The sequence below is a fragment of the Bradyrhizobium rifense genome, assembly GCF_008123425.1.
In the GTDB taxonomy this organism is placed as follows: domain Bacteria; phylum Pseudomonadota; class Alphaproteobacteria; order Rhizobiales; family Xanthobacteraceae; genus Bradyrhizobium; species Bradyrhizobium rifense.
Map to the genome: position 1 here is coordinate 17,258 of NZ_VSSS01000046.1, position 17,379 is coordinate 34,636.

16 protein-coding genes and 2 pseudogenes are annotated in these 17,379 nt (G+C 62.5%); 8 read left to right on the top strand and 10 right to left on the bottom strand.

Annotated elements, in window-relative coordinates:
* Positions 1 to 3 precede the first annotated feature (3 nt).
* From FXB40_RS28835 to gltX, 7 genes are all read right to left on the bottom strand, one after another.
* Positions 4 to 861, bottom strand: a complete 858-nt coding sequence (locus FXB40_RS28835; RefSeq protein WP_187437212.1) for a carbohydrate ABC transporter permease — start codon at positions 859 to 861, stop codon at positions 4 to 6.
* Positions 854 to 1,729 carry a carbohydrate ABC transporter permease gene (locus tag FXB40_RS28840; protein ID WP_148775550.1) on the bottom strand — a complete coding sequence of 292 codons (876 nt, stop codon included), beginning with the start codon at positions 1,727 to 1,729 and terminating at the stop codon, positions 854 to 856. The genes FXB40_RS28835 and FXB40_RS28840 overlap by 8 nt, the downstream gene beginning before the upstream one ends.
* A 41-nt stretch (positions 1,730 to 1,770) precedes the next feature.
* The gene (locus tag FXB40_RS28845) at positions 1,771 to 3,057 is read right to left on the bottom strand and encodes an ABC transporter substrate-binding protein (RefSeq protein WP_148775507.1); all 1,287 of its coding nucleotides are present in this window, start codon (positions 3,055 to 3,057) and stop codon (positions 1,771 to 1,773) included.
* A gap of 83 nt (positions 3,058 to 3,140) precedes the next feature.
* Positions 3,141 to 4,319: an ROK family transcriptional regulator gene (locus tag FXB40_RS28850; protein WP_187437213.1), complete on the bottom strand. Its 1,179-nt coding sequence runs from the start codon at positions 4,317 to 4,319 to the stop codon at positions 3,141 to 3,143.
* Positions 4,320 to 4,442: 123 nt separating this feature from the next.
* On the bottom strand, positions 4,443 to 4,847 hold the full coding sequence (locus FXB40_RS28855) for a GFA family protein (protein WP_148775509.1): 405 nt from the start codon (positions 4,845 to 4,847) through the stop codon (positions 4,443 to 4,445).
* Between the two features lie 116 nt (positions 4,848 to 4,963).
* Positions 4,964 to 6,268: a citrate synthase gene (gene gltA, locus FXB40_RS28860; protein ID WP_148775510.1), complete on the bottom strand. Its 1,305-nt coding sequence runs from the start codon at positions 6,266 to 6,268 to the stop codon at positions 4,964 to 4,966.
* A 145-nt stretch (positions 6,269 to 6,413) separates the two neighbouring features.
* On the bottom strand, positions 6,414 to 7,841 hold the full coding sequence (gene gltX, locus FXB40_RS28865; protein WP_148775511.1) for a glutamate--tRNA ligase: 1,428 nt from the start codon (positions 7,839 to 7,841) through the stop codon (positions 6,414 to 6,416).
* 155 nt (positions 7,842 to 7,996) lie between these two features.
* Between gltX and FXB40_RS28870 the strand changes: the two genes are divergently transcribed.
* The 5 genes and pseudogenes from FXB40_RS28870 (at position 7,997) to FXB40_RS28890 (ending at position 12,442) form a co-directional block, all read left to right on the top strand.
* Positions 7,997 to 9,673, top strand: coding sequence for a glutamine--tRNA ligase/YqeY domain fusion protein (locus FXB40_RS28870; RefSeq protein ID WP_148775512.1), 1,677 nt, complete (start codon positions 7,997 to 7,999; stop codon positions 9,671 to 9,673).
* 9 nt (positions 9,674 to 9,682) lie between these two features.
* Positions 9,683 to 10,069, top strand: a complete 387-nt coding sequence (locus FXB40_RS28875; RefSeq protein ID WP_148775513.1) for a YybH family protein — start codon at positions 9,683 to 9,685, stop codon at positions 10,067 to 10,069.
* Positions 10,070 to 10,152: 83 nt separating this feature from the next.
* Positions 10,153 to 10,386: a DUF2171 domain-containing protein gene (locus tag FXB40_RS28880; protein WP_148775514.1), complete on the top strand. Its 234-nt coding sequence runs from the start codon at positions 10,153 to 10,155 to the stop codon at positions 10,384 to 10,386.
* A 94-nt stretch (positions 10,387 to 10,480) separates the two neighbouring features.
* A pseudogene (locus FXB40_RS28885) lies at positions 10,481 to 11,101 on the top strand (DUF4131 domain-containing protein); the annotation flags it as partial.
* A gap of 138 nt (positions 11,102 to 11,239) precedes the next feature.
* Entirely contained in the window at positions 11,240 to 12,442 is a 1,203-nt protein-coding gene (locus tag FXB40_RS28890) for a tyrosine-type recombinase/integrase (protein ID WP_148775515.1), read from the top strand.
* On the opposite strand, the gene FXB40_RS28895 is transcribed toward FXB40_RS28890, so the two are convergent.
* Both FXB40_RS28895 and FXB40_RS28900 read right to left on the bottom strand, forming a co-directional pair.
* Positions 12,419 to 13,258, bottom strand: a complete 840-nt coding sequence (locus FXB40_RS28895) for a hypothetical protein (RefSeq protein ID WP_148775516.1) — start codon at positions 13,256 to 13,258, stop codon at positions 12,419 to 12,421. The genes FXB40_RS28890 and FXB40_RS28895 overlap by 24 nt on opposite strands.
* A complete protein-coding gene (locus tag FXB40_RS28900) occupies positions 13,255 to 13,455 on the bottom strand; it encodes a hypothetical protein (protein ID WP_148775517.1) in 201 nt (66 codons plus the stop codon). Before FXB40_RS28900 ends, FXB40_RS28895 begins: the two co-directional genes overlap by 4 nt.
* A 640-nt stretch (positions 13,456 to 14,095) precedes the next feature.
* On the opposite strand from FXB40_RS28900, the gene FXB40_RS28905 reads away from it, so the two are divergent.
* The gene (locus FXB40_RS28905) at positions 14,096 to 14,500 is read left to right on the top strand and encodes a hypothetical protein (RefSeq protein ID WP_148775518.1); all 405 of its coding nucleotides are present in this window, start codon (positions 14,096 to 14,098) and stop codon (positions 14,498 to 14,500) included.
* Positions 14,497 to 14,760 carry a hypothetical protein gene (locus FXB40_RS28910; RefSeq protein ID WP_148775519.1) on the top strand — a complete coding sequence of 88 codons (264 nt, stop codon included), beginning with the start codon at positions 14,497 to 14,499 and terminating at the stop codon, positions 14,758 to 14,760. Before FXB40_RS28905 ends, FXB40_RS28910 begins: the two co-directional genes overlap by 4 nt.
* Positions 14,761 to 14,809: 49 nt before the next feature.
* On the opposite strand, the gene FXB40_RS28915 is transcribed toward FXB40_RS28910, so the two are convergent.
* Positions 14,810 to 15,511, bottom strand: a complete 702-nt coding sequence (locus tag FXB40_RS28915; protein ID WP_148775520.1) for a hypothetical protein — start codon at positions 15,509 to 15,511, stop codon at positions 14,810 to 14,812.
* 179 nt (positions 15,512 to 15,690) lie between these two features.
* Here FXB40_RS28915 and FXB40_RS28920 point away from each other — a divergent pair.
* Positions 15,691 to 17,374, top strand: a pseudogene (locus FXB40_RS28920) (ComEC/Rec2 family competence protein); the annotation flags it as partial.
* Positions 17,375 to 17,379 lie beyond the last annotated feature (5 nt).

Here is a 17,379-nt window from a genome sequence, read left to right on the forward strand (position 1 = left end):
CCATCATTTGACCGCCCCGGCAGTGAGGCCGCGTACGAAATACCTGCCGCCGAAGAGATAGATCAGCAAAGTGGGCAACGCTGCGATGATCACCGCGGCGCTCTGCACGCCATGTTGCGGGATATCTGCGACCGCGGCCGACAGCGCGATGAGCGCGGCCGTCACGGGCTGCTGCTGGCCTGTCGTGAATGTCACACCATAGAGAAACTCGTTCCAGATATGGGTGAACTGCCAGATCACCGTGACGATCAGGATGGGGGCCGAGAGCGGCAGAATGATGCGCCAGAAAATCCGGAAGAACCCGGCGCCGTCGATCCGTGCCGCCCTGATCAGTTCATGCGGAATGGCGATATAGTAGTTCCGGCAGAACAGCACGGTGAAGGAGAGCCCTTGGATCGTGTGAATCAGCACGAGGCCCCATAGCGTGTTGATGAGCCCGATGTCCCGCAACACGATGGTCCAGGGCAGCAGGCGCATCTGCTGGGGCAGGAAGAGACCGAGGGTGACGATGCCGTAGATCCAGTTGTCGCCGCGAAAACGCCAGAGCGACACGGCGTAACCGGCGACAGCACCGAGCAGGGTGGAGAAAATCGTCGCAGGGATCGTGACGAGCGCGGAGTTCAGCATGTAGGGCCGGATGCCGGCGCAGGTCTCGGCGATGCAAAAGCCGCTCCAGGCCAGGGCGTAGTTGCCCCAGGCCAAATGTTGCGGCCAGCCGATCATCGAGCCCTGCGCGATCTCCTCATTGGTCCGGAGCGAGTTCAGCACGACGACGACCAGCGGCGCGAGATAAGCGGCCGCGAACAATGTCACGACGAGATAGATCAGAATGCGGCTCGGGGCGAAGCTGCGGTCACGCATGGGTGGCCTGCCGTCGCTGGACATAGCGCCACGCCGCATAGGGCAGCAGCACGGCGAGAAGGATGAGCAACATCAGCACTGCCGCCGCTGCTCCGCGGCCGAGCTGGCTGCGCTGGAACATCAAATCGTAGACGACGAGGGCCGGGAGCTGGGTCGCGATGCCTGGCCCGCCATTGGTGAGCGCGCGGACGAGATCGAAGGCCGAAATCGCGAACTGCAGCTGGACCACGACGACGGTGATGGTGATCGGCCAAAGCGTCGGCAGAATGACGCGCACATAGGTTCGGATCGGTCCCGCGCCGTCGATCTGGGCGGCCCTGATGATGTCGGTGTCGACGGAGCGAAGGCCGGCCAGGAACAGCGCCATGGCGAAGCCCGAGGATTGCCAGATCGCAGCGATGACGATGGTCCAGATCGCCATGTCGCGGTTGACCAGCCAGTCGAAGTGGAAGGAGCTCCAGCCGAGGTCATGGATGAGCTTCTCGATCCCGATACCGGGATTGAGCAGCCAGCTCCAGACCGTGCCGGTGACGACGAACGACACCGCCAGGGGGTACAGGAAGATGGTCCGCAGCACGTTCTCGCCGCGAATGCGCTGATCGAGCAGGATCGCGAGCGCGAGACCGGTGATCAAGCTGAGCAGCACGAAGGCGATGCCGAACAGCAGCAGATTGTCGAAGGCGATTTGCCAGTTCCGCGACGCCAGGACCGCATTGTAGTTGCGCAAACCCACCCAGCCCGAGACCGGAATAAGGGTGGATGGCGTGAACGAAATCCAGATGGTCCAGATCGAAAACGAAATGAGGTGCGCTGCGGACAACAGCAGCGGCACCCAGATCATCAGATATTCGGGCAGCCGGCGCACCATCTCGGATGTCGCCGGCCGCGCGGCTGTCGAGACGACGTTGCTCAACGCGATCCCTCGACCGCCTCGGCGAGGCGGGTGACCGCCTCCTCCGGCTTGATCGTCTTGTTCTTCGCGTATTCGGTGAACACGTCGATCATCGCAGCGGTCAGGCCGTTCTCCTGCGCCATGTTGTGCGCAAGGCTCAGCACGGCCTGATTGTTGGCGACAGCGTCCTTGAGTGCGGCTGCAGTTCGCCGTTGACCATCCGACCAGCCTTCACCGGACAGATCGACATCGGTGCGAACGGGGATCGACCCCGTGATTTGCGAATACATGGTCTGGATCGCCGGATCCATGACGAGCTGAGCCATCAACGCCTGACCGGCCTGCAGATCGGGCTCCTTGCGCTGCCAGAAGATGAAGGCATCGGCATTCAGCAGGAACACCGGATTGCCATTGTCGCTGGGGCCCGGCGCGATGACGAAGTCGTCGAGCTTGAAACCGGCGTTCTTCAACACGCCCTGCGCCCAGCCGCCCATGATCAACATGCCCATGTCGCCATCGACGAAGCGCTTCAGATTGATGGCATAGGGTTGGGCGCCGACATTGGGGTCCATCCAGTTGGTGATCTTGCGCATCTGTACGAAGGCAGCCTTCATCTCGGGGCCCTCCAGGGCCTTCTTGTCGAGATTCATGGCGGCTGCGCGATATGCGGTAGGACTGATGCCCGCGAGCGAGGCCTCGAATTTTTGCCCATCGTCGGCGCGGGTGCCACCGTTGGCGACAGGAAAGGTGACCCCGGCGGCCTTCATCTTCTCGGCAAGGTCGTTGAAGTCGGCCCAGGTCACGGGCGGCTTGTCGGCCTTGGCTTTATCCATCGCGCGTTTAGAGAGAAACAGCATGTTGGTGCTGTAGATCTGCAACGGCAGGGCAATCCACTTGCCGCCTGGCTTGTGCAATTTTGCAAGGTCCGGCGCGACGACCTTTTCGTAGCCGGCGGCAGCGACAACGGCGTCGAGGTCGACGGTCGGCGCAATCTTCGACCAGGCCGCAATCTCGGGGCCCTTGAGCTGGGAGCAGGCCGGCGGATCGCCGGCGATGATCTGGGCGCGCAGCTTGTTCATCATCTCGGTGGTGAAGCCGGGGACGGGCGAGTGCTGCCAGACGCCACCCTTCTCCTCGAACTTCTTGCCGAGCGCGGTGATCGCAGCTCCATCGCTTCCTGCGGACCATTGCGAGATTGCAGTCAGGCGCGGTTTGACTGCGCCTTGCGCCCGGGCAAAGGCCGGCAGCGCGAGCGCGGCGGCAGATCCAGCGAGCAGACGGCGCCTTGTTGTTGTGATCGGCATGGCAAGTTCCTCCCGGTTTGATGTTCTTTGCGCTGTTTTGCGCTGTTCTTGGCGTGGGCGAGCCGCACGCGGCTTAAGTCATGTCAGGCGGCCTCCGTCGATGCGGCCGGCATGCCGCCGCCTCTGGTCAGGCAGAGCGCGGCGAAGGCAAGTGCGGCCTGCGGATCGTTGCCCACCGAGGGCGGCACGAAGGCGAGCGACACCTGCGCCAGTTTCCGGCCGCCCAGCAGGCAGGAGTCGATCCCGTCGATGACAGCCTTTCGATCGTCTTCGGTGAGCAGCGACGGCCAGCCGCTGACGACAACGCCGCGGCATGGCTTCACGTTCAATGTGTTGCCGATGGCGAGGCCAAGCCTGAAGAGGCGCTGGCGCAGTTCCTGGCGCACCCGCGATGTGAGGGGGATCGTGGTCACCCATTCACTGCCGAGCCGGACCAATTCCGCTTCGGTGATGCGCAGAAGCTCGGCCAGCGCCGGCAGCGACGTATAGGCTTCGACGCAGCCGTGATGTCCGCAGCGGCAGCGCGGGCCGTCAGCGCCGAACACCATGTGGCCCAGCTCCACCGGGTCGAGCGCGTCGTCCTCGATCGGATCATCCATCCAGGCGCCGGCGACGCCCTGGCCGACGAAGACGAACAGATGCGCATCGCTGAACGGATAGTTCTCGGTGCGGCAACGGTGAAAGGTGGCGTGCGCCACCACCGAATTGGTGAAATTGACCGGCACCCCCGCGAACAATTCGCCGAACGTGTCGCCGATACGTCCGACGTCGCAGGGAATGATCGGGTTGCCGAACTCGCTCAGCCGCCCGAGGCCCGGAACGGCGACGCCGACCTGCGCGAGCCTGATGCGGCGCCGGCGCGTCCAGTCGCGCAGCAGGGCCAGCGCTTCGCCAAACACGCGGCCGACGGAGTCGACGGTGGGCTTCTTCGGCAGCGGCATCCGCTCGGTGTAATGCAGCTCCCCGGACAGGCCGCCAACGCCGAGGCCGAGCCACTGGCCGGTCAGCTCGAGGCCCGCGAGCGCCACCGTGCGGTCGAGCGACACCAGACCCGTCGGACCACCGACATAAGGGGCAGGGCGCCGCACTTCCTCGATCAGGCCTTCGGCCTTCAGGTCGAACAGGATGCGCGACAGGCTCGCCTCGGACAGGCGCACGGCTTTTGCCAGCGGCGGCCGGAACGAGCCGCCGGATTGGAGCAAATGAGTCAAAATGGCAGCACGCGTCTGCCGCCGACTTCTCGGCTGCTCCGGCATTTCCATCCCTGTCGTCATTCTTACTTAGTGTAAGAATTTGCGCGCGGAGTGTTTCAACTGTCAAGCGCCCGCAGTCACGTTGCGCCGACTTGTTGTTGTGCGTGGCAGCAAGTTGAGAGGACGATCCGATCAGGCTTTTGGTGCGGTGCCCTCCGGCCACTCCGGCAATTTGGCCTTCGGGTCGTACCAATTGGCGGCATCGGATCGCCAGATGTGGACCTCGGGACGTTCCGCGATGGCTGTGTCGAGGCATCCCATTCGCAGCAACATAGTGCTCTTGCCTTCGCGCGAGGCGACGATGTGCGATCCGCATTGCGAGCAGAAATAGCGCGTCTTGCCGGGCGAGGATTCGAAGCCGCGTAGCAAATCCTCGCCTTTGGTCCAGCGAAAGCGGTCGCGCGGCACGTTGGTGACGGTGGAGAAGGCTGAGCCGTGGGTTTTGCGGCAAGTCTGGCAATGGCAGTGGACGATCATGCTCGGAGACGCATCGACCTCGTAGGCAACGCCGCCGCAGAGACAGCTTCCGTTCAGCATTAGGTTCTCCGTATCCGGGTGGGCAAAGCGAAGCGTGCACCCTACAAGGTCATCGCACAAACAAAAACGGCGCCATCGTGAGATGGCGCCGTTTCGAAAGCCGTAATGGCTATGACTTACTTGCGATCCTTGATCGCCACGTAGTCGCGCTTGGTGACGCCGGTGTAGAGCTGGCGCGGACGGCCGATCTTCTGCTGCGGGTCCTCGATCATCTCGCTCCACTGGCTGATCCAGCCGACGGTGCGGGCGACCGCGAACAGCACGGTGAACATCGAGACCGGGAAGCCCATCGCCTTCAGCGTGATGCCGGAATAGAAGTCGACGTTCGGGTACAGCTTGCGGTCGATGAAGTACTGGTCGCTGAGCGCGATCTTCTCGAGCTCGAGCGCCACCTTAAGCATCGGATCGTCGCCATGGCCGGTCTCCTTGAGCACGGCGTGACACATCTTCTGCATGATCTTGGCGCGCGGATCGTAGTTCTTGTAGACGCGGTGACCGAAGCCCATCAGGCGGACTTCCGAGTTCTTGTCCTTCACCTTGGCGATGAACTCGGGGATCTTGTCCACGGTGCCGATCTCGGCGAGCATCGCGAGCGCGGCTTCGTTGGCGCCGCCATGCGCCGGGCCCCAGAGGCAGGCGATGCCGGCGGCGATGCAGGCGAACGGGTTGGCGCCCGAGGAGCCGGCGATACGCACCGTCGAGGTCGAGGCGTTCTGCTCGTGATCGGCGTGCAGGATGAAGATCTTGTCCAGCGCGTCAGCGAGCACCGGGTTGATCTTGTACTCCTCGCACGGCACGGCGAAGCACATGTGGAGGAAGTTCTCGGCGAACGACAGCGAGTTCTTCGGATACACGAAGGGCTGGCCGACCGTGTACTTGTAGGCCATCGCGGCGAGCGTCGGGATCTTGGCGATCATGCGCATGGAAGCGATCATGCGCTGCTTCGGATCGTTGATGTCGGTAGAGTCGTGATAGAACGCGGCGAGCGCGCCGACGGAGGCCACCATCACTGCCATCGGATGCGCGTCGCGGCGGAAGCCCTGGAAGAAGCGGGCCATCTGCTCGTGCACCATCGTGTGATGGATGACGCGGTCGTCGAAATCCTTCTTCTGCGCGGCGGTTGGCAGCTCCCCGAACAGCAGGAGATAGCAGGTCTCGAGGAAGTCGCCGTTCTCGGCGAGCTGTTCGATCGGGTAGCCGCGGTATTCCAGCACGCCCGCGTCACCGTCGATATAGGTGATCTTGGACTGGCAGCTCGCGGTCGAGGTGAAGCCGGGATCGTAAGTGAACAGGCCGGACTGGCCGTACAGCTTGCCGATATCGATGACATCAGGTCCGACGCTGCCGCTGTGAATCGGAAGATCGTAGTTCTTGTTTCCGACCGTCAGCGTGGCGGTCTTGTTGCTTGATTTTGCGTCCATCAGAGGTCCCCGATGTAAGGTGAAACGGGCCGGACCCGGAAGGCCCCGATGACATGGTGGGGCAGGCCGGATATTCCAGAAGGTACGGCCAAGATGGGTATATTATTGCTGTGTGCGCTGCAAGATGGCGCCGCGCATGCTCGACTTACGTCGGAGCCTGGTCCTTGAGCCGGCCCAGACTTTCCTGGCGTCCCAGCACGTCCAAAACCTCAAATATACCAGGCGACGTGGTGCGGCCGGTCAGCGCGACCCGTAAGGGTTGGGCGACCGCGCCGAGCTTGAGACTATTTTCCTCGGCAAATGCGCGCAGCGCGGCTTCCGTGGTAGCGCCGCTCCAGCTCTCGACATTCTCCAGCGCGGAATGCAGCTGGCCGATCAGCTTGCGGTTCTCAGGCGTCAGCAGGGCTGCTGCCTTCGGATCAAGCTGCAGCGGGCGGTCGGCGAAGATGAAATAGGCGCTGTCGATCAGCTCGATCAACGTCTTGGCGCGCTCCTTCAGGGCCGGCATGGCCTTGAGCAGCTGGGCGCGCGTGGTGTCGTTTAACTTGGCTTTGATCTCGTCGCGGGCGGGCACAATGTGGTCGAGCACGTCCTCGAACATCTTCACGAGTGATTGATCGTCGGCGTGGCGGATGTAATGACCGTTGAGGTTCTCCAGCTTGGCGAAGTCGAAGCGGGCGGCGGCGCGGCCGACATTGGCGAGGTCGAAGGCTGCGATCATCTCCTCGGTCGAGAAGATCTCCTGGTCGCCATGGCTCCAGCCGAGCCGGACGAGGTAGTTGCGCAGCGCGGCCGGGAGGTAGCCCATGGCGCGGTAGGCGTCGACGCCGAGCGCGCCGTGCCGCTTGGACAGCTTTGAGCCGTCCGGACCGTGGATCAGGGGGATGTGGGACATGCTCGGCAGCGTCCAGCCCATCGCGTCGTAGATTTGCTTCTGGCGGGCGGCGTTGATCAGATGGTCGTCGCCGCGGATGACGTGGGTGACGCCCATGTCGTGGTCGTCTACGACCACCGCGAGCATGTAGGTCGGGTTGCCATCGCCGCGCAGCAGGACGAGGTCGTCGAGGTTCTCGTTCTGCCAGACCACGCGGCCCTGGACCTGGTCCTCGATCACGGTCTCGCCGGTCTGCGGCGCGCGCAGGCGGATGGTTGGCTTGACGTCGGACGGGGCGGTCGCGGGATCGCGGTCGCGCCAGAGGCCGTCATAGAGGCGGGTGCGGCCATCCGCCCGCGCCTTCTCGCGCATCGCGGTGAGCTCCTCGGCGGTGGCGTAGCAGCGGTAGGCCTTGCCGTCGGCAAGCAGCTGCTCGGCGACCTCGCGGTGACGGGCGGCGCGGCTGAACTGGTAGATGACGTCGCCATCCCAGCCGAGCTCCAGCCATTTCAGCCCGTCCAGAATCGCACCGATCGCAGCCTCGGTGGAGCGCTCGCGGTCGGTGTCCTCGATCCGGAGCAGCATCTTGCCGCCGTGCTTCTTCGCATAGAGCCAGTTGAACAGCGCCGTGCGGGCGCCCCCGATATGGAGGAAGCCGGTCGGGGAGGGAGCGAAGCGGGTGACGACGGAATCGGTCATTCTTGGCAGGGCCTATGCATTGGAGGCGGTGGTATATAACAGGACCGGAGCATAACTAAAGCCCGGCAGCGGACCGCTAAGGCCTTGCTTAAGCCCTTGGCTCAGCCAAGCAAATTTGGCAGAAGGGCCGCTGATTTCCCTACAGGATTTTCGTAATGACAGAACCGGTGGCGACTGAGGTTGGGCGCGATTTCATTCGTGACATCATCCAGGCCGACCTCGATCAGGCCAAGTACAAGGAGATCGTGACCCGGTTCCCGCCGGAGCCGAACGGCTATCTCCATATCGGCCACGCCAAGTCGATCGCCCTCAATTTCGGCATTGCCCAGGAGTTTCCGGGACGCTGCCATTTGCGCTTCGACGACACCAATCCGGTCAAGGAAGAGCAGGAATATATCGATTCCATCCAGGCCGACGTGCATTGGCTCGGCTACGATTGGGGCAAGAACCTGTTCTACGCCTCGGACTATTTCGACCGCCTGTACGAATGGGCGGAGAAGTTGATCCGCGATGGCCTGGCCTATGTCGACGACCAGTCCCAGGAAGAGATTCGGCTCGCGCGCGGCACGCTGACCGAGCCCGGCAAGAACTCGCCGTTCCGCGACCGCAGCGTGGAGGAGAATCTCGACCTGTTCCGCCGCATGAAGGCCGGCGAATTCCCGAACGGCACGCGCGTGCTGCGGGCCAAGATCGACATGTCTTCGGGCAACATCAATCTGCGCGATCCCGTGCTGTATCGGATTCTGCATGCGCATCATCCGCGCACCGGGACCAAGTGGAGCATCTATCCGAGCTACGATTATGCCCATGGCCAGTCGGACGCCATTGAAGGCATCACGCACTCGATCTGCACGCTGGAGTTCGAGGACCACCGGCCGCTCTACGACTGGTTCATCGAAAAGCTGCCGGTGCCGTCCAAGCCGCACCAGTACGAAATGGCGCGGCTCAATTTGACCTACACGCTGCTGTCCAAGCGCGTGCTGACCCAGCTCGTCCGCGACGGCCATGTCGCCGGCTGGGACGATCCGCGCATGCCGACCATGGCGGGCATGCGCCGCCGCGGCGTGCCGCCGGCGGCCTTGCGCGAATTCGTCAAGCGCATCGGTGTGGCCAAGGCCAACAGCGTGGTCGATGTCGGCATGCTCGAGTTCTGCATCCGCGAGGAGCTGAACCGCACGTCGCAGCGGCGCATGGGCGTGCTGCGGCCGCTCAAGGTCGTGATCGAGAACTATCCGGAAGGGAAGACCGAGGAGCTCGAGGCGATCAACCATCCGGACGATCCGTCAGCCGGCACGCGCAAGATCACGTTCGGCCGCGAGCTCTATATCGAGCAGGACGACTTCATGGAGAACCCGCCCAAAAAGTTCTTCCGACTGTCGCCCGGCAACGAGGTGCGGCTGCGCTATGCCTATTTCGTCAAGTGCACCGGCGTGATCAGGAACGACGCCGGCGAGGTGGTGGAGCTGCGCTGCACCTACGATCCCGCGACCAAGGGCGGCAACGCGCCCGATGGCCGCAAGGTCAAGGCGACCATGCACTGGCTACCGGCGGCGAATTCGGTGCCTGCGGAGATCCGCATCTACAACCAGCTGTTCGCCAACCCGAGCCCGGATGCGTCGAATTTCGCGGCCGATCTCAATCCGCAGTCGCTGGAGATTTTGGCCGATGCGCGGATCGAAGCGTCGGTCGCCGAGACCAATTCGACCGAGCCGATGCAGTTCGAGCGCCAGGGCTATTTCGTGCGCGACAAGGACTCGACGCCGGGCAAGCCGGTGTTTTCACGCACCATCGGCCTGCGCGATACGTTCGCGAAGGAAGTCGCCAAAGGCTGAGGGACGACAATGAGCAACGAGGCCGACCCCATCGTTTCTGCCATCATCGCGAAATGGTGCGCCGGCTTCGCGACGCTGGATGCTGCCGCGCTGTCGTCGCTCTATGCGAAAAACGCGTTCTTCCTTGGCTCCAATCCAAAACTCTATCGGGGCAGGGACGGCATCGCCGATTACGTCAACGGTCTGCCGCGATGGCGCAAGCCGAGTGCGGTGTTTTCCGAGGTGAACGCGGCGCAAGCAAGCCCGGACCTGATCAACATGGCCGCGATCGTGTCGTTCGACCTTGCCGGTGAGCGGCCGGAGTTCTCGGTCAAGATGAGCTGGGTCATCCTGCGCGAGGATGACGACTGGAAGATCGTCAACCACCATGCCTCGTCGCGCGCGCCGTTGATCTGACGGGGCACACGGCATCGTCATTCCGGCGAAGCAACGAATGCGCTCCCTACGCGTTGTGTGGGTCCCCAATTGAGGATTCCCCCATGCAAGACATCGCAGAGCATATGGAAGTCATCGGCGCCGATGGCGTCCACATCGGCACCGTCGACAAGGTCGAGGGCCATCGGATCAAGCTGACCAAGAAGGACAGCGGCGAGGGCAGCCACAAGGGGCACCATCACTTCATCGACAAGGGCCTCGTCGCCGGTGTCGAGGGCAACAAGGTCCGGCTGTCGGCCAAGGCGGATGTCGCCGTGACGATGGAAGAGGAAAAGTAGGGCCGCGGCCACTCGTTCCTGATCCGTACCGCTTTTCTGCGGCCTGCACGTTCCGGTAGCCTCTGCGCCTGTCGCGTATCGCAGAGTGCAGAGAATGGCGGAGCCGGGCCGGCCGGAGCGTGTCTCGCAAGGTATCGCCGGGACGCCGATTGCAGGGACTTGGCCCACAGGCCGGACCGCGTCGGCCGGCGGCTTTGCGCCGGCGGGCTTTGGCGTTTGGCCCGCGATCGTCGGGCGGCTTCGCGAATGGGCCAAGGCCGAAGCGGGTGCCGGGCGACTATTTCCCTGGGTGCCCATCGCCTTCAGCTGCGGCATCGCACTCTACTTTGCCGCCGATCATGAACCGGTGCTGTGGGTCGCTGCCACGACGGCGGTGGCGCTGACGCTTGGTGCGGTGTTGTTGCGTTGGAGCCGGTGGTTTGCGCCGGCGATCATGATCGCGGCGGTCGCGGCCGGCTTTGCCACGGCAACGTGGAAGACGGCGCGCATCGCGCACACGGTGCTCGTCAAGCCGCTTTATTCGGTGTCGCTGTCGGGCTTCGTCGAGACCCGCGACATCCGCGAGCGCACCGACCGTTTCGTGCTGCGCGTCACCGCGATGGAGGCGCAGCGTAGCGATTTGAAGCTGGAGCGCGTCCGCCTCTCCGTGCGCAAGGGGACGGCGCCCGACATCGGCAGCTTCGTGCAGCTGAAGGCGCGGCTGATGCCTCCGCTTAAGCAGTGTCCGCTGACGTCCGCCGGCGTCCAGGATGTCTTTTGTTTTCCAGTCCTTTTGCGAGATTGACGTCTGGACCCGTCCGCCAACTTCCGGCAACATCCGGCAGTAATTTGTGGGTTTTGCTGTGGGTTATATATGGCGCGGCGTCTCAACTTACTGAGTCCGAAATTCATAGAAACCGTCGACAGACCCGGTCGCTACTCCGACGGAGGAGGGCTGTATTTGCAGGTAGCTGCCGCGATGGGCGGAGGCGTGACCAAGAGTTGGTTGTTCCGCTTCATGCGAGGACATGTCAGTCGGCGCGGAAAGCCGATATCTCGGGAAATGGGACTAGGGGCGCTCAGTACACACAAGCGGGACGGCCTCATCACAACCAAGGAGGCTCGGGAAAGGGCCTATAGAGCCCGGGAAGACCTCAAAGCCGGAATTGATCCCATCGAAGCCAGGAAGGGCTTGCGGGCCGCCAGGCGGCTTGAAGAGGCCCGTGGGGTTACGTTCGCTCAATGCGCGGCCGAATACATCGAAAGCCACAAGGCGGGGTGGAAGGGCGAGAAGCACGTCAAGCTTTGGCGGGGATCCCTGAAAAGGTACGTCGAGCCGGTCATGGGCAATGTGCCGGTGGTTATGATCGACACCGCGCTGGTACTGAAGGCGCTCAAGCCGATCTGGGAAATGAAGACGAAAACTGCCGTCGACGTTCGTCTCCGTATCGAGCTGATCCTCAATTGGGCGAAAACCCACGGCTACCGAGATGGTGAAAACCCAGCGCGATGGAAGGGGCATATAAAAAACGCGCTCCCAGATCCTGCGAAGGTGGTCAAGGTTAAGCATCTGCCAGCGATGCCCTATGAAGACGTTCCGGCCTTGATGTTGAAGCTGAGGCAGGAAACGACGACAGCCGCGGCGGCGTTGGAATGGACGGTCTTAACCGTCGTGAGGTCCGACAACACCTTCGCCGCGACATGGTCCGAAGTCGACCGCGAAAAGAAGGTCTGGACGATACCGGCATCTCGTATGAAAGCTGATGCGGACTTGAGGGTGCCGCTGACCGACCGGGCGATCGAGATTCTGAATGGGTTAGCCCAGCGTTCTCTCACGGATGAGATAGCGTCGGAGCCGATCCAGCTCGCCAAGTTCGGCCTCGACCGCCTTAGCCCGCGCTTCTGCATCACGCTGACGTCTCCATTCTTCGTGCCAGGCCTTCGCGGCTGCGCGATTTTCTGCCTTGGTCATGCCGAGAGGATAGGAGCGAGTCGGGCAATGGGCCAGCCGCTGGGGATTGCGTGTCGGGTTAGGTCGGCCGCAACGGATTGGTCAATCCGACAATCGGCTTGGTAAGTCGGTAGAGGTGGGTTGCTTTTTGCTCTCTATGCGCTTGGCCGCCACTACGGCGCTCCGTTCAAGCCGACCCAATGATTTTCTCAATTGGTTTTCGAGCCATCGTTTATCGAAATGCGGGTGATAAATGTAGCGGGTCATTATGACGCGCGGATCAATGCCGAACTCAGCATGTACCGGCTTACCGAAACATCGATCTCGAGCGACAAAACCTAGCTCAAGCAGTATGTCCTGAGCTTCTTTGATTTGACCTTTCGCCAGTAACTCGTCGATGAACGCCTCGAGAACGTACATCGCCGCGCGCGCGGAGCTGATCGAATGTGGATCACGCCGCCCTAGGTCGTTGATGTTGGAGATTCGACTTTTCAAACAATCTAGCGGATGCAGAACAATAATGTTGATTGTCTTCCCGTCAGGAAGTTGGCGGCGCAATGTCACATACTTTTCACGGATTGAGCGGTCCTCCACGCCGAGTATGGACCGCATGAAATCTATACGGATTAAGCGATCACCGATCTTGCCCGTGACGACCGCGGCATTCGGTGTGTTGTTATCGAATGACTTCGGAATGTGGACGACAGACTCGTCAATCCCTTCAGCGAAAGCCTTGGCAGCATTTACGTTGCCGAACACGTCGAGATCTTCGCTTGAGATCGAGTAGAATCCAGCAATTACGGGCCGGACCTTCAAAAACAATCGCGACCATATTGCCAACGCTTGGCCACCGACAAGAACCGCGTTGACACCTTCGAGTAGCTTTAAAAGTTTAGCTACCTCGGGTTCCGACAGATGCGCACCGGGGTGAGCATCTGTCATCGTGGGATTATAGGGCGCCTCCCGATCGAAACGATCTCGAACTCACTCAGATTGAGTTCCGAAAAAAAGTCGTTCTGAACGGAAAGGTCGTTGTCTGACGCAAGACCAAACAGAAGCTTTGCCGAATCGAGATCCCTCGACACGCCTTTCACGACCTGGCTTTCCCAGTTGTCGGAACTGATGATTTTCGGGCTCATGGGCATGCTCCAACCGTACCAGATAGGACTTAAAGCGCCAGAGCGAACAATGCCGCGCGCTCCCTTAAAAGTGAGGCTGGAACATTACCGGCGTATTAACGAGCAGCGGGCCCCCCAAAAGAGAGCCCCGCAGGGGATGAATTAATTAGCGATTCGGTTTAGGATGTCCGTGGGCGTGACAACCCGGACCAGAGCTATAGCCGCACATCCATGGTCAGGATGCTCCCGATTGGCGTCGGGGGTGACGGCTGAATGATTTTCGTCCCAAGTTGGGACGAAAGTCGACGGACGCACTTGGCGGTGCGGCTCCGAACCCTGCCATTTTGGCCGGGGTCGGGCGTGCTGTCCAGAGGGGCAACCCTTAAAAGCGCTCGGCTCGTCGCTCTGGCGAGTTGTCACCCCCCGGCTGCAGCGGCCGACCCGCTGCGAGGGCCGTGACAAGCCCAAGCTACAGAGCAGCACCATGAACAGCAAAAGACCAGCGGGCGCCCTCGGCGCGTTGCCAGCCTGTCCTGCAACCCTGATTCCAACCAGCCATCCCGACGCATCCCAGCCCGCCGGCGAGTGCACCGAACCGGACGCCGGGTCCGCGGATTCATTGAGCGGGACTGGATCACCAACGTTTAGCAGGAGGCTCCTTATGAACGTTTTCGTCTCGTCCGCAGCAGTGGCGGCCGCGCCAGCCATCGCCATGAACTCGGCTTCCCACGAGCCTGTGGCCGACAGCCAGGGCATCTTGGCCCGGGTTGAGCAAATCGTCGATGCGCTGCGGACCAGCTATATCTGCGAAGGGTGGGAAATAGATGAGGCGGGGGCGGACCGCGCTTTGGCCTATTTCCGCAGACATGTCGCAGGGCCCGCCTTCAAAAATGAAGGCGAGGACACGGCTGCGTACCAGCAAGCGCTAGAATTTTTCGGATCGCATGGTCAGAATCTCGACTGGATCCATAACGGCAATCCGGTCGGTTTGATTTGCGGTCTCGCGAAGGTGTCCCCGCGTGTAGGCGATTTGGCCGCCGACCGGTCCGCGGGAGGCGCGATATGAGCGCTCACCAGCGCACGACGCGGCGACGCGACGGAGACAGCATGAACATCACGAGCATCGAGAGGCATGCCGGATCGGGCATGTGGCACGGCACAGCCGTTCACGAGGGGAGGAGCCTGATGTGGTATTACCGCCCGCGCTCGTGGTTGCACGTCCATGAGCAGGACGAACGTAATCCCAAGTGCTGGATGAATGTCGATCCTCCGCCGGGGGCGCGGCACCTCGTGGTGCACGCGGTCCGTGCTGCGAAGGCCCATTGAGGGGTCTTCTCACCCGCAACGAGCGCGGGGCTTTTGGTCCCGCGTTCCCTCACCCAGATGCGACTCCAACTCTCTGTTCCTGAGTGCTCACATTTCTCAAAGCCCATGGCGGCACGGCCCATGCTGCTGCAGCGTCATCAGGTGCGACCAATCTTCCTAGCTCGCAGACGTCTACAAGCTCATTCGCGATTCGCTGATCCACGCTCGTGACTACCCAAGCCGTCAGGAGCCAGATGATCGCCGCAACGATAGCAGCAAAGAACACGTTGGTGAGAAGGAGCATCACACCGCCAACCAAGGCCGCAAAAATAAAGCTTCCGATACCTGGCTTTCCAGGCGCGCCCTTCTTGATTGCCTCCTCCCTGATCTCAATGAGTTTAGGTTTTATCTCCGATAGTTCACGGGCGGCGGCGGCATAACGGCCCGCTTTGGCTGCGCACACTGCGTAATAATAGAGCGCTGAGCAACGGTCGGCCCTCGATAGTATGCCGGCAGCTTCCGCGAAAGCCTGCATGGCTCCATCCAAGCTGTGATTCAGATCGTCGGTTTCTTCACGGAGCTTCTCTTGGTTTCCTTCAGCCCGGGCGATGCGAATGCCGGTTTCTGCGCCCTTGATCCGGCGTAGAAAGTCTTCCCCCGTCCGAGCACTTCCTCCTTCAAGCCGCCGCACGCGTTCTGGGACGCTTGCGCTCTGATCAAACGTCTTGATGAGGTGCCTAAGCAGCGAGCCGGCGATGAAAAGGCCATCCATGACTGCCTCCTGGTGGGGCTGGGAGCAACACATCGTCGGAATGTGCCAGATGGCCCAGGGCACATTGTGGCGGCCTCAGGAGGATTGGGAAACCGCATGTATTTGTGGGTTGGTTTGTGGAATATTCCGGCATATTCAAAAATTATGCTGTTATATCAATTAGATATATCATCTATTAGCGGCTGATGCCGCCGCTCGCGCCGTTGCGGCCGGGAAGCTACGATTTCTCGCGCGACATGTTCTTCCAGGGCATCGGCGCCTCCGGTTTCGTGATGGGAACGATCACGGCCGTGGCACCGCCCAATGCCGGCGGCCTGCGGCTGCGTTATGCGGCGGTCATGCAGGGGCTGCGCGATGCGATCGACGCGCGCATCCGCGCCACGCTCGACGGCGACAATCGCGCGATCGCGACGGCGCTTCTGACCGGCCGCCGCGATGCGATCACCACGCCCGTCAACGACGCGATGTTCATCTCCGGCCTCGGCCATGTGCTGTCGATCTCCGGCTACCATATGGCCGTCGTCGCCGGCGTCGTCTTCTTCGCGGTCCGTGCGCTGCTGGCGCTGATCCCCGGGCTGGCGGCCGGCTTTCCTATCAAGAAATGGTCGGCCGCCGCGGCGCTGGTCGCGTCCGCGTTCTATCTGCTGCTCTCGGGTGCGGAGGTTGCGACCCAACGGTCGTTCTTCATGACCGCCGTGGTGCTGATCGCTGTCATGGTCGATCGCCGCGCCATCACGTTCCGCACGCTCGCGGTGGCAGCGCTCATCGTGCTCGCGGTCGCGCCGGAGGCGCTGGTGCATCCGAGCTTCCAGATGTCCTTTGCAGCAACGCTCGGGCTCGTCGCGCTGGTGCAGATCGGCATGCCGAACTTGTTTGCATCGCCCGATCATTCGACGACCGCGCGCATCGCGCTGTGGGGCGGCCGCGAGATCGCGATGCTGTTCATGGCCTCGATGATCGCAGGGCTTGGGACCACGCCCTATGCCGCCTTCCATTTCCACCGCGTGACGCCTTACGGCGTGCTCGCCAATCTCGGCGCGATGCCGGTGGTCTCGGCGCTCGTGATGCCGGCCGGGCTGCTGGGATTGCTCGCGGCCCCATTCGGGCTCGACGGCGTGTTCTGGTGGCTGATGGGGATTGGCATCGACTGGATGATCGCGGTCACACGCTGGGTCGCGGCACTGCCTGGCGCAGTCGGCCGCCTCCCGGCCTTCGGTATTGCCCCACTGATCGCGGCCAGCGTCGGCCTGATCCTGATGTGGCCTGCTGCGCTGGTCGGGCGCGTTCGTGCTCGTGGCCGCAACGATCTGGGGTCTGTCGGTTCGGCAACCCGACATCCTCATCGCCGGCGATGGCCAGAGCGTCGCGGTGCGAGGCAGGGACGGGCAGCTGCATCTGATGCGGACCAACAAAGACAATTTCCTGCTGAAGGAGTGGTTGGCCGCGGACGCCGACCCGCGCGATGCCGTCGGCGCTTCGCTCAGTGACGGCGTATCGTGCGACGACACCGGCTGCGTCGCGCCACTCGCTGACGGCCGGATGATTGCCCTGGCGCTGCGTATCGACGCGCTGGCCGACGATTGCAGCCGCGCGGCACTGGTGGTGACGGCAAAGCCCGCGCCGCCGGATTGCGCTACGATGGTGGTCGATCGGCCGCGTCTGGCGCGCCAGGGCGCGCTGGCGCTGACGCAGCGTGGCGACGGTTTTGCGATTGACGCGGTGAAGGCGAGGGGCGCAAACCGCCCCTGGTCGCCGGCGGCGGCCGGCGAGGGAGATTTCGAACAGACCCTCATGCCGCGGTCGGCAGCTCCGCGCGTCCGGGACGCAACACCGTCGGAGGCCGATCTTCAGGCCCAGGAGTGAGGCCT

Bases quoted from the DNA above. Each gene is read 5' to 3' on its own strand.
- FXB40_RS28835 (WP_187437212.1), bottom strand. From the start codon at position 861: ATGCGTGACCGCAGCTTCGCCCCGAGCCGCATTCTGATCTATCTCGTC.
- FXB40_RS28840 (WP_148775550.1), bottom strand. From the start codon at position 1,729: ATGGTGCGCCGGCTGCCCGAATATCTGATGATCTGGGTGCCGCTGCTG.
- FXB40_RS28845 (WP_148775507.1), bottom strand. From the start codon at position 3,057: ATGCCGATCACAACAACAAGGCGCCGTCTGCTCGCTGGATCTGCCGCC.
- FXB40_RS28850 (WP_187437213.1), bottom strand. From the start codon at position 4,319: ATGGAAATGCCGGAGCAGCCGAGAAGTCGGCGGCAGACGCGTGCTGCC.
- FXB40_RS28855 (WP_148775509.1), bottom strand. From the start codon at position 4,847: ATGCTGAACGGAAGCTGTCTCTGCGGCGGCGTTGCCTACGAGGTCGAT.
- gltA (WP_148775510.1), bottom strand. From the start codon at position 6,268: ATGGACGCAAAATCAAGCAACAAGACCGCCACGCTGACGGTCGGAAAC.
- gltX (WP_148775511.1), bottom strand. From the start codon at position 7,841: ATGACCGATTCCGTCGTCACCCGCTTCGCTCCCTCCCCGACCGGCTTC.
- FXB40_RS28870 (WP_148775512.1), top strand. From the start codon at position 7,997: ATGACAGAACCGGTGGCGACTGAGGTTGGGCGCGATTTCATTCGTGAC.
- FXB40_RS28875 (WP_148775513.1), top strand. From the start codon at position 9,683: ATGAGCAACGAGGCCGACCCCATCGTTTCTGCCATCATCGCGAAATGG.
- FXB40_RS28880 (WP_148775514.1), top strand. From the start codon at position 10,153: ATGCAAGACATCGCAGAGCATATGGAAGTCATCGGCGCCGATGGCGTC.
- FXB40_RS28890 (WP_148775515.1), top strand. From the start codon at position 11,240: ATGGCGCGGCGTCTCAACTTACTGAGTCCGAAATTCATAGAAACCGTC.
- FXB40_RS28895 (WP_148775516.1), bottom strand. From the start codon at position 13,258: ATGACAGATGCTCACCCCGGTGCGCATCTGTCGGAACCCGAGGTAGCT.
- FXB40_RS28900 (WP_148775517.1), bottom strand. From the start codon at position 13,455: ATGAGCCCGAAAATCATCAGTTCCGACAACTGGGAAAGCCAGGTCGTG.
- FXB40_RS28905 (WP_148775518.1), top strand. From the start codon at position 14,096: ATGAACGTTTTCGTCTCGTCCGCAGCAGTGGCGGCCGCGCCAGCCATC.
- FXB40_RS28910 (WP_148775519.1), top strand. From the start codon at position 14,497: ATGAGCGCTCACCAGCGCACGACGCGGCGACGCGACGGAGACAGCATG.
- FXB40_RS28915 (WP_148775520.1), bottom strand. From the start codon at position 15,511: ATGGATGGCCTTTTCATCGCCGGCTCGCTGCTTAGGCACCTCATCAAG.